The sequence below is a fragment of the Skermanella sp. genome, from assembly GCF_059503625.1.
Window position 1 is genome coordinate 1 of the sequence record NZ_JCACHA010000758.1, and the last position, 10,182, is coordinate 10,182.

Here is a 10,182-nt window from a genome sequence, read left to right on the forward strand (position 1 = left end):
AACAGCGTCGAATCAGAACGCGCGATTCCAAGCAACATCAAAGTGCTCTAGGCCGGAGATGACAACGTGGATGTCAGGTGAGTGCTCGCCCTCGCGGACGATGTCCTCGCGTGCCCCGTACTGCTGCTGGCGCTTGGAAGTGAGTTCGCTCAGCAGCCGCCGGTCCTCGTCGGAGAAGCGCCTGAACTGCTCCAGTTTCATGACGAATGGACTGTCCAAGGGGCCCCTCCTTGCCGTTGCTCCCCGGCTGCTGCTTTACCTCGTGGGACGGCAACGCAGGAAGCAGGGCTGGTTTGCTCCCTAGCCAGGATGAAACGGTCAGGGCAACTCGATCCTGGACCCCCTGAGCCTGCCCGTGTTCCGGGTCACGCAATCCGGACATACTCCGGGCGTCCGAGCTCGAGCATGCGGTTCAGCACGTGGGCGGCGATGGCCACTTCGGTCGCTTGCCGCTTATCCATCTACGAGCGCAGCCCGCCGCCGATGACGCATTTCCTGCGCGCGATACCGGCCTCCACCAGAGCACGCCAGTTGTACCCTGATGCCTTCTGCCAACCCATGCGGCCGCGCTCGGCGATGAGCTGCAGATGCTGGTCCCGCCGTGTCGGCGCGGTTTCGGCGGCGTCACTCGGCACCGCGCTCGAGCGTGGCGGGACGAAGACGGCCGCATCGGGATGCCGCGCCGCGACCTCGGCATAGACCTCGTCCCGGTCGCAGGCGCCATCGCCGGTGAAGGACGCCACAGAACCATCGACCTGGTCGAGCAAGGGGCCGACCTGCGAGCCATCGTCAGTATCCTTGTCGGTCAGCACCGACGCGCTGATCCGCCCGGTGCCGGCGTCCGTGGCGAGGTGGAGCATCTTCCAGGCCCGGCGCCGCTTGGTGCCATGCTTCTCCATGAGCCACTCACCGGGACCGCAGAGCCGCTAACTTGGTCTGCGCGGCACTTATCAAAGGTGAGGAGGCGGAGAGGCATCCAGGTGCCGGGCCAACGCTGGCTTCTGCATACATACCGTTTCAGACATAGACACCCAAAGCATGTCAACGAGGTGGTGGTGGGCCTGGCCTGAAGGTAGGCGGTGGAGGAGGCGGAGGACCTAGCCTGAAAGCAGGCGGTGGGGGAGGCGGAGGGCGCCCCAGCCCGAAGGCGGGCGGCGGTGAAAGCGGCCTGCCGTAACGCCAATGGTGCTGGTATGGCCGCCAGTAGCCTAAGCCGTAGCCACGGTAACCGAGGTAAGCAGGGTCGTCATAGCCGAGGTACCCTGCGCCGCCCTGGTATCCTACCGGACCGCCGACGCAGCCGCCGAGAGCGAGGAGGCCGAGAAGCAGCAAAAGGCGCCATCTCCTCATTGAGGTCTCCATCGGGAATCCGCCAGGTTCAGCCGGCTCGCGCCGAACCGCCTGCTATTGCTTAGGCGGGTTTCCACCCAGGGCGCCACGGACGGACTGCTGGATGGCAAATCGGCTGCCGCAGCTTCAGCCGAAGTAGCCGGCTTGATAGGATCCCGCATAGCCGAAGTCGTCCCAGAACACCCCGTTCCAGGCGTAGTCGTACTCGTAGCCCAGACCGAAGACGGAACTCGGCGCCGAGTAGTAGGGATAGTTGGCGGTCTGCAGGTATCCTTGCGCAGTGTCGTAGTAGGAGGTGATGTACACCGCTCCCTCGCCGATGCCGTAGAATGGGCCGAGGTCGAAGCCGTACGGGCTTTCGGTGCCGATTTGATAGTAACCGTTTGCAGTGGGCAGGATCTGCCCCGGCGCGTACGCGCCGGTGTCATTGTACATGAAGCCCGCATACTGATCACCGGTGCTGGCGACAAACACCCAGTCGTAATAGCTATCCCCGATCAAGTCGCTCATCATCTCCTCCATCTTGCCTGGCGACAGGCGCAGTGGCCGCCGTGCGGTGTGCCACTGCGAAGAATTCCAAACCGAAAAAGCCAGGTGCTTCCTTCACCGGACAGTCCGAGGATTCAGAACGGTTCATGCACCTTGTAGGTCGCAGGCATCAACCAACGGAAGCCGTCTAGCCACGTGCTGCCAAGGCGCTCCTCGGCTCGAGCAATCCGGTCATCCCGGATGGTCTGCCTCCGGGGCTCCTCCGCAATGTCACAAAGGCGGTCCAGCAAGCTGATCGCCTCGTCCCAGTACCAGCTCCGCTGCTCCGGTGTGGTGGCTTCGCGCATGCACCGTACGAGGAGTTCGCCTGTGGCCGAGCCGAGGCAAGGCTCATACCCTGGCGGTATGCCGCGCTCGATCTCAGCCAGGGACAGCGCAACACGCGTCTCGAAATCCCCACCGACAGCGCCCGCAAATCCGGCAGCGCCGGCGAAGAGGAACTCAAGTGGCGCGCAGCACCGTTCGGAAACCCGCCCCGCCCCCCAGTCTCGACGAATCCGGGGCAGGATCTCTCCTGCCAATGCCTGGCGCAGAACTTCGGCCCGGGCCCGGTCGCATCCGCCGTTGGTGCCAACAATGCGCGCAGCGAACGGCTTCAGACACTGACGTACCTCTTGGGGCATGGCGTCGTTGATGGGTATGGCAAGGTTGCGGATCAGCGGGGAGGCGGTCGCCGGATGATCCGTATGGTGCTCGCCCGCCAGCAGGGCCACGAAGGACATGACGCAGAGCTCGCCACGTCTCAGGCTGCCAACGCCCTCCACGAGCGTGACACGCTCGCACAGTTGCTCCAGTCGCCGATCGACGTCCATGGGATGCCTCCGTCCAGAGATCCTTGGTCGCGTTGGCTGCGGCCGCCTACCCCGACGCAGCGGTTCAACTTCCAGGCCGCTGAACCGGGTCGGGCTATCGGCCTCAGTCCACAACCAACGCTGCCGACCTCGGGGTAGGTTCCATCCGTGGCCGTGCCGAGCTGTACCACCCTGCGAGCCGTGAGCCGATCACTCTCTTAAACCTGACGCTCCCCTTCGGCTAACGCCAGTACGGCCGGCTTGCCCCAGCGGGTAGCCTGATCAAGCTGTCATAGGCTCGCCGGGTCACACCGTAGCACTCACAGGAGACCGCCTCGAGGCCAGGCCGGTCACCCGGACGGCCACATCGTGCCGCCCGAGATCGCAGCGGAGGCGGTTGCGCTCCTGGCGGCGGGCTAACCCCCGTCGCTACGTTTCCTCCCCGAATACCTGCATTCACCTGAAGTACACGATCGATAAAAGTATCAATCTGTCCCAATGTACGTCAGCGAACATCTCATGATTATGGTATTCGCTCAGGAACAGCTTGGAACTCTGGCCCACCAAAGAAGCTTAACGCAGCCTTGATTGGGGCTCCTTTTCATGGAGGCCCGAAAGGTTGTTGCAAGTGGTCCATCTCTCTCCCCTGAAAGTCTCATCTCTCGAATCTCCCGCCGGCATAAGCTCGCGGGCCAGCGCATCGCCGCGCTTGTCGCTGGCGACGCTGCGAAGCCTGCCGCGTACGGTACGCCGTCCAGGCTTCGACGTGGCCGCACTCCGCCCTGGGATCCTGCATCTTGGCTGCGGGGCCTTTCATCGTGCCCACCAGGCCGTCTTTACCCAGCGGGCCATCGAAGCCAAACCGGGCGCCATTCCGCCCGCATGGGGCATCATCTCCGCAAGCCTGCAGCGGCCCACCATGCGGGATGCCCTGCAGCCGCAGGATGGCCTCTACACCTTGCTTGAGCGTGGCCTGCACGGCGCCGGCGCTACAGTGATTGGCACCCTCAGCGAGGTCGTCTTCGCGCAAGAGAACCCGGCTGCCCTCTTGGCCCGTTTCACCGATCCGGCGATCCGCCTCGTGACGCTGACGGTCACTTCCTCGGGCTACTGCCTGGATCCGGCCACCGAGCGGCTCGCCGTTCACCATCCTGATATTCAGAAGGACCTACACGGACCTCTGCCCTCCAGCGCGCTGGGTGTTCTCGTGGCTGGACTGGCGAAGGTCCATAAGGTGGGCCGGCGCCCTCCCGTCGTGATGTCCTGCGACAACCTGCCGGGGAACGGCCGGATCCTGCGCCAGGCGGCGATCGATTATGCGACGCTGTTCGATGACGAGCTCGCCGGCTGGATCGCCAGTTCGGTGCAGTTCCCGTGCTCGATGGTGGACCGCATCACGCCGGCGACGACCGAGGCCGATATGGGCGATGCTGCGGCGGCGCTTGGCATGTTCGATGCTGCGCCGGTCTGCGCCGAGCCATTCCGTCAATGGGTCATCGAGGATTTCGCCGGTCCGCGTCCCGCCTGGGAGGCAGCCGGTGCGGAGTTCGTGCCGGACGTGGCGCCTTGGGAAGCCTCCAAGTTGCGGCTGCTCAACGGCACGCATATGGCAATCGCCTATCTCGGGTCGCTGGCCGGGATGCAGACCGTCGCAGAGTTTGTGGAGGACCCAGTCTTCGCCGCCTATGCCCTGCGCTTTATGTTGGCGGAGCAGCGGCCGACGCTGCCGCCGAGCAGGCACGACATCGATGCCTATGCCCATCAGCTGCTGCGGCGCTGGCGCAATCCCGGCATCGCACATCAACTCAGCCGGGTCGGCCGCAATGGCTCGGAGAAGCTGCAAGCACGGTTGCTTGCCTCGGTGCAGGAGAACCTGGAGGCCGGACGTTCGGCACCTTGTACTCTGCTCGCCGTTGCGGCCTGGATCTGCTGCGCATCGGGATGTGTCGGCCACGGTCATGCCGCGGAAACTGAGGATCCGCTGATTGGGCGCATGCAGGCGTTGGGTGCCGCTGCGGGGGGTGACGCAGAGCGCCTCACTGCCTCGGTGTTGGCGATGGAAGACGTGTTCGGGCGCGACCTGCCGCGGCTTGAAGCGTTCCGGGTCGGCCTGACGCAGGCGGTTGGCGATCTGCAGCACATGGGGCCTCACGCTACCGTCAAAGCTTTGTTGGCCAGTCCCAAGCAGGGTTGCAGGTGAGAGCACAAATGACCTCCCGGGATATGGATACAGCTCACGTGGAAGCGTTGCGCATCAAGGCCGTGCTCTTCGACATGGATGGCCTGCTGGTGGACACGGAGAGTCTGGCCATGCAGGGTCTGGAGCAGGCCGCGGCTGAGATGGGGATCTCGGCGCCGGAGAGCTTTCGCTATGCCATGATCGGTGTTCCTGCCGACCATTGCCGTGTTCTCGTGCAGGAACGCTTCGGCTTGGAGTTTCCCGCGGAGGACTACCTGGCAGCGGCGAGCCGCACATGAATGCCATGATCAAGGGCGGTGCGCTGCGGCTGAAGCCGGGCGTGCGCTGCCTGCTCTCGCATCTTGAAGCGCTGGGGATACCGAAGGCGGTTGCGACATCCTCGAGCCGGGTCAAGGCGGAACGCCATCTCCGCAGCACTGGCATTTTGGATCGGTTCGACGCGGTCGTGACCCGCGACGACGTCGCCCGCGGCAAGCCGCATCCGGACCTGTTCCTACAGGCAGCCCAAAGGCTCGGCATGCGGGCGGGACACTGCCTGGCGCTCGAGGATTCTTACAACGGTGTGCGCGCAGCCCACGCGGCGGGTGCGACCGTGATCATGGTGCCGGACCTGCTGCCGCCGACCAATGAGATGCGGGAGAGATGTGCCCTGATCGCCACCGACCTGCATGCGGTGCGACCACTCATTCTTCCGCCGCTACCGTGGACCTCAACTGCGCCAACTTCGGCCGGCAAGGCCGAGGCTGCCTGACAGGACGTGTTCCCTTAGCCCTGGGCGTCCGAGGCCAATGCGCTCGGACCACGCTTTGGAGACCATCATGCCAATCACACCGCAAGGTCCGACAACAACCTGGGGCCAGGCGCTTCCGGTCAGCGGTGCACCATTGATCGGCGCCCCTTTGGCCAACCCGGCGGCCGTGATGAACGAGGCTCTTGAGCGTGCAGAGCGTTGGGCGGAGGTAGTGGGCCTCCAAGGCGAACATCCGGCGGTGGTCAGCTCAAGCGCTCCGGCCCAATCCTGGCCGCGGCCGAGGTTGCAAAGCCGATAGGTGCCTCTATCGCATGATTGGACGAAAGAGCGGTTAGCAGCGGGAGCTTCAGGGTCTGCTTGGTGATGATGCGGCGAACTCGGTTGGCTGCAACGCGAACTCCCGCTTGAAGAACTCCGCCAGTTTGTGCTTCTCGACCCACTCGGCTCGGGTCAGAAGGCGATCTCCGCCGGGCAAGAAGTACCGATAGGCCAAAAAGACGGCATCGCATGCGGCGTGCTTGCCGAGGTCATAATCCGGTGGGGCGATGCCCGGACGACGGTACGGTCCGTTGCGTTCATCGTTGGGGTTTGTCCTCGCGCCGGTGCCATTCTTGGTCCAGTTTGCCACCGCTGCCGGGTTGATCTTAAGCGTGCCGATGTGCAGCCGGTTGAGCCACTGCTCCAGAGCATGCCCGCTCCCTTCTGATGGCAGCGTGTTTGACGCCGCACGGTGCTGCATGAGCACGGGGAACACTCTCCCGGTCCTGTCCCGCTCGAGGCGGAACTCGGCGGTGCTGACCGGCCGGCCACGGGCGTCACGGAGGCTCAAGATATGAGAGGCCCCTGCGGCGCAGAGCCCGGCATAGGTGCCCACACAATGGCGCAGGGCCTTGCCCTCAAGCCGCAGTGCCACGGCAGAGGTGAGCGGGACGAAGGACAGGCCGTCGATGCTCACGGTCGATGCAATGGGCGGCCAAATCGTCACACTGCCCACCCGCAGCCAGGCAAGCGTGTCCTGAAGCTTGGGAAGGTCGCGGTGCCAGCGACGGGAAAGCCGCCGAAGCACCGCATAGCCCCGATCGCCCACAATGGCCTGTAGGGGCGGAGCATCCGCCGGCCACTTCTCATCAAGGCGCAACCAGCTCCGACCTGCCTCGCTCGAGCGGTGTCCCGCCTGGGCTGCGGCTTCCGTCGCCACGGGCGAGAGCAAGTGGCCGGCGATGTCTCCAAGGGCATCGTCAATCCCTTCGAGTTCTTGCTCAAGCTCGTCCCCCTCATCGACGCTGCGTACCCGTAGCCAGGGAGGCTCGCCACGAAGCAGGTGTTCGAAGCGCAGCGGCGTGTGCTCGCGACCCAGGTTCCATCGCCGCGCGATCGAGGCGAAGGCAGCCCACTGAGCCTGCGCTTCCGGCCGGGGGCGCCGCCCCGGCAACAGGTCGGCCGGAACCCGGCGGAGCAGGTTGCGAGCCGCCTCGCCGATCACACCCTGCGCGAAGTGCCGCTCGCGCAGATCCGCTCCGCGCATAGTTTGCAGGGCGGATACGGCTGCCGGCTGGAGTCCAAGGTACTCCCCTAGCGCCGGCGCCAGCGGTGCAGCATCGTCGATGGTCCGCACCAGCCTGCGGTAGGCGTGATCGCCCCGCGGTACCCTGCCTTCGGATGTGCCACCAGCGGCGCCGAGCGGCGGATAAGCGTCCAGCGCTTGCCGCCGTCGCGCCGCCACGACCGGGTCGCCCCCGGCGGCCAGCCAGCGGACCAGTGGCTGCGTGGCAGGGCCACGACGGCGCAGTACGTCAAGCACGGCAGGGTCGATGCGCGAGATGAACTCGCTCCAAGCCTCCGCCGCTTGTGCATCGGCCCAACTCGTTGGCACCCAGGCAACACTGTCCGCGGCGAAGGCGCCAAGGCCACCCCATTCGACGCAAGCAGCCCGGCAGCGCAGGAGCGTCTCCCCGGCTCGGGCGGAGCGGCTGCGGGCGAGGGTGGGAGTGCCTTCCGGGGGTGTCAGTGCAGAGGCAACGGTTAGCGGCGCATGGGCGCTCCTGGTCCGGAGGTCCGCTGTGCGCGTGAGCATCAAAGCGCGGTCGGCGCCGGCGGAGCCGTCGGCGCGGCTCAACACCTTACAGGCTGCCGGAGCGCGAAGGTCGACCCAGATCCTGGTCGCGCCCTCGTCGTGGAGACCAGCCGCTGCGGCGACCTCGCGGAGCTGCCGCCCGGCGTCACTCGTCACCATGTCGGCCGCTGCCCGGCGGACCGCATCGGCGGCACCGCGCACCTGCTCCCCAATGGTCCGCATCAGGGTGTCGAGGTTCGCCACGTTATGGAGGTTTGCTCCACTGCCCCCACCGAGCACGAGATCCTTGCCCGTGCGGTCGGTGGCCGCAAGCGGCCCTTGGCCCGCTGGGGCGAAGGCGTGCCGAAGGACCGACATTCCGCCGGGCTCCCTGGAGACAGTGAAAAATGGCCGCCGGGCGGCGACCATCGCCGCATCCACCGCAGCCTCGCCGACGCGCTCCGCTCCCGGCACCCCGATCCGGGCGAAGCGTGCGACGATGGCCACTCGCCGGTACTCCGCCCAGCGACGGACCGTCTCCTCCGCCAGCGGCGTCGAGGACCAGAAGACGGGGCGCGAGAGGTCCAGATTCATGGCTATGAACTTGGTGGTGACGGCCGCAACATTCACGGCACAGCGGGAAAGCGCAGCAATGGGAATGCAGAGGTGTCAGCAGTCCCAGCCTGAACGCGGCGAGCGCCATCGCGGAGCATGCCGTAGGCGGTGATCAGTATGAATGCGGCGGCACAAACAGCTTTCTTAGGCCCAGGCTGGCGTCGTAAGGGACCGAACGCAAGCAACGCTCCCGGCCGCAATGCGTTGGCTGAGGCTCGTTTTCCGAGGCAACTACAACGGCGGCGCCGTTCCAAACATCATCGGAGCTTCGATCGTGCGTCAGGCGCCAGCTTTCCCAGCATCGTGCCGCCGAATGTCAGGCCGGCGTGAGCGGGCAACGTAAATCGCCGCTGCCCGACACTGGAGCGACACCATGCAATGCTTGCACAAGAGTGGAATTATGATTGATGCCGGATGACACGAATGGCCAAGGCACCAAAGCCGACGGGAAAACCCAAAGCCAGCTGGACCGCGCGGAGCGGTACCGCGAGCGCTTTCGGCGAACGCAGGCCATTGCGGCACAAAAGTCTCGCTTTGGAGCCGCCGGCGGTAAGCCGAGCGATGACGCTGCAGCAGGTATGGTCGCCGATTTCCTCGCGCGAGGCGGGCTGGTAACCGTTTGTCCTCCTGCTGAGGCTACGCTGAATGATGCCGAGGATCGCCACAAGAAGAGTGGTTGAGAGGGATGCCGCGGTGACACCCCGAGATTTCCGTCAGCCGCAGTTCGAGCACGTCCAGAGGCCACGCTTTTCCCGCGCGGGCTCGACGAGGTAGCCGCAGCGGATGCAGTTCGCGCCGCTGTCGTCGTCAGCGAAGGGATCGGCGAAGCGCCGTTCCGTCACCTTCGGCGCGCGTGGCTTCGAGATGCGTGACTTACGGTCTTCGGCGATCGCTGCCTCGACCGGCGGCTCGACAGGCTGCGCTATCGGCTCTGCGGGCGGCTGCGGTGTGGGCTCCCACATCGCCATGACATGTACAGTCGGCTTTGCCGGTTCGGCTACGGCTGGCGGGGTTTTGTGCTGCGGGGAAGGTGGGGCTGATTTCGCGCGGAACCCCTCGGGCCAGGTCTCCGCATGCGTATTCCACGGCGTCGGGCGCTGGCGATGTTCTGTTGGCTCTGTCCTGCCTCGCTGAACGTGGACAACCTCAACCACCCTGGTCTTGCCGCCACCTAAACCGCCTCTACGAGAGGCGCTGACGATGTGGCGCTTATCACCGGATGCGGGTTGCAGCCCCTGCTCTTTGTGGCGGGGAAAGACGCGATCTGCTTCGGACATAGATTTCCATATTGTGGTGTGCGACATTTTCGGCCGCCGCAAGCTTTGCATATGCGTTCAGCAGCGTAATTGCCAAGTCTCCGTTACCGAAGCTCACACGATGTAGCGCCTTGGATCAGCGTTTGGCTGACCCGCAAATACACTGTGGTCCAGCCTTGAAGTATAAAGGTCCGGCTCCGCGCCGAGTTCCGGCGCTATCGCGGGGAGCGGTGGCGGTGACTTGCGTTGACGGACGCCGAAACGCCAAAGCCGCCGACCTTGTTCAGGTCGGCGGCTTTGGCGTGTGTTGTGGAGGATCCGGCTTGGTGGCCCGGCGGCGACCGACTTTCCCGCAGCTTGAGCTGCAGTATCATGGGCGCTGGGGTGTTTCACGTCCGAGTTCGGGATGGGATCGGGTGTATCATCCCCGCGATGACCACCGGGTCACCGGGCCGGATCCTGTTGGGATATCCGGAGTGTTGTGTGTTTGAGAGCGCTTGTTGGCGTGGCTTGGTGCTGCGTGCGGTGCGGCCTTGCGGCCGCTTCGCGGTGATGGTGGATTTGGAGATCTATCGGGCGATTAGGACCGCTCGGCTGCATGCATTGCTGCACTTCCA

At 65.2% G+C, this 10,182-nt stretch carries 9 protein-coding genes, 1 rRNA gene and 1 pseudogene; 4 read left to right on the plus strand and 7 right to left on the minus strand.

Translation table 11 applies throughout. The annotated features are described in order from the left end of the window. Window positions 1–12: 12 nt before the first annotated feature. The 4 genes and pseudogenes from AC5JJ6_RS26240 to AC5JJ6_RS26255 form a co-directional block, all read right to left on the minus strand. Window positions 13–219: a hypothetical protein gene (locus AC5JJ6_RS26240; protein ID WP_496044895.1), complete on the minus strand. Its 207-nt coding sequence runs from the start codon at window positions 217–219 to the stop codon at window positions 13–15. 242 nt (window positions 220–461) lie between these two features. Further along, window positions 462–914, minus strand: a pseudogene (locus AC5JJ6_RS26245) (transposase); the annotation flags it as partial. A gap of 562 nt (window positions 915–1,476) precedes the next feature. Then, the gene (locus tag AC5JJ6_RS26250; protein WP_496044896.1) at window positions 1,477–1,860 is read right to left on the minus strand and encodes a hypothetical protein; all 384 of its coding nucleotides are present in this window, start codon (window positions 1,858–1,860) and stop codon (window positions 1,477–1,479) included. Window positions 1,861–1,973: 113 nt separating this feature from the next. After that, window positions 1,974–2,711 (minus strand): hypothetical protein, encoded by a 738-nt coding sequence (locus tag AC5JJ6_RS26255; protein WP_496044897.1) that lies wholly within the window; start codon window positions 2,709–2,711, stop codon window positions 1,974–1,976. Between the two features lie 688 nt (window positions 2,712–3,399). Between AC5JJ6_RS26255 and AC5JJ6_RS26260 the strand changes: the two genes are divergently transcribed. From AC5JJ6_RS26260 to AC5JJ6_RS26270, 3 genes are read left to right on the plus strand one after another with little or no spacing between them, the layout of a single operon-like run. Then, a complete protein-coding gene (locus AC5JJ6_RS26260; RefSeq protein ID WP_496044898.1) occupies window positions 3,400–4,890 on the plus strand; it encodes a mannitol dehydrogenase family protein in 1,491 nt (496 codons plus the stop codon). A gap of 38 nt (window positions 4,891–4,928) precedes the next feature. Next, window positions 4,929–5,168, plus strand: coding sequence for an HAD hydrolase-like protein (locus AC5JJ6_RS26265; protein ID WP_496044899.1), 240 nt, complete (start codon window positions 4,929–4,931; stop codon window positions 5,166–5,168). Then, window positions 5,165–5,641: an HAD family hydrolase gene (locus tag AC5JJ6_RS26270; protein WP_496044900.1), complete on the plus strand. Its 477-nt coding sequence runs from the start codon at window positions 5,165–5,167 to the stop codon at window positions 5,639–5,641. Before AC5JJ6_RS26265 ends, AC5JJ6_RS26270 begins: the two co-directional genes overlap by 4 nt. Before the next feature lie 346 nt (window positions 5,642–5,987). Here the strand turns inward: AC5JJ6_RS26270 and AC5JJ6_RS26275 are convergent, their stop codons facing one another. Further along, window positions 5,988–8,288 carry a PcfJ domain-containing protein gene (locus tag AC5JJ6_RS26275; RefSeq protein WP_496044901.1) on the minus strand — a complete coding sequence of 767 codons (2,301 nt, stop codon included), beginning with the start codon at window positions 8,286–8,288 and terminating at the stop codon, window positions 5,988–5,990. Window positions 8,289–8,716: 428 nt separating this feature from the next. On the opposite strand from AC5JJ6_RS26275, the gene AC5JJ6_RS26280 reads away from it, so the two are divergent. Continuing rightward, window positions 8,717–8,989 carry a hypothetical protein gene (locus AC5JJ6_RS26280; protein ID WP_496044902.1) on the plus strand — a complete coding sequence of 91 codons (273 nt, stop codon included), beginning with the start codon at window positions 8,717–8,719 and terminating at the stop codon, window positions 8,987–8,989. A gap of 33 nt (window positions 8,990–9,022) precedes the next feature. On the opposite strand, the gene AC5JJ6_RS26285 is transcribed toward AC5JJ6_RS26280, so the two are convergent. Continuing rightward, window positions 9,023–9,277, minus strand: coding sequence for a hypothetical protein (locus AC5JJ6_RS26285; RefSeq protein ID WP_496044903.1), 255 nt, complete (start codon window positions 9,275–9,277; stop codon window positions 9,023–9,025). A 617-nt stretch (window positions 9,278–9,894) separates the two neighbouring features. After that, window positions 9,895–10,009: ribosomal RNA gene (gene rrf, locus AC5JJ6_RS26290) — 5S ribosomal RNA — on the minus strand. Between the last annotated feature and the right edge of the window lie 173 nt (window positions 10,010–10,182).

Bases quoted from the DNA above. Each gene is read 5' to 3' on its own strand.
- AC5JJ6_RS26250 (WP_496044896.1), bottom strand. From the start codon at position 1,860: ATGAGCGACTTGATCGGGGATAGCTATTACGACTGGGTGTTTGTCGCC.
- AC5JJ6_RS26255 (WP_496044897.1), bottom strand. From the start codon at position 2,711: ATGGACGTCGATCGGCGACTGGAGCAACTGTGCGAGCGTGTCACGCTC.
- AC5JJ6_RS26270 (WP_496044900.1), top strand. From the start codon at position 5,165: ATGAATGCCATGATCAAGGGCGGTGCGCTGCGGCTGAAGCCGGGCGTG.
- AC5JJ6_RS26275 (WP_496044901.1), bottom strand. From the start codon at position 8,288: ATGAATCTGGACCTCTCGCGCCCCGTCTTCTGGTCCTCGACGCCGCTG.
- AC5JJ6_RS26280 (WP_496044902.1), top strand. From the start codon at position 8,717: ATGCCGGATGACACGAATGGCCAAGGCACCAAAGCCGACGGGAAAACC.
- AC5JJ6_RS26285 (WP_496044903.1), bottom strand. From the start codon at position 9,277: ATGGCGATGTGGGAGCCCACACCGCAGCCGCCCGCAGAGCCGATAGCG.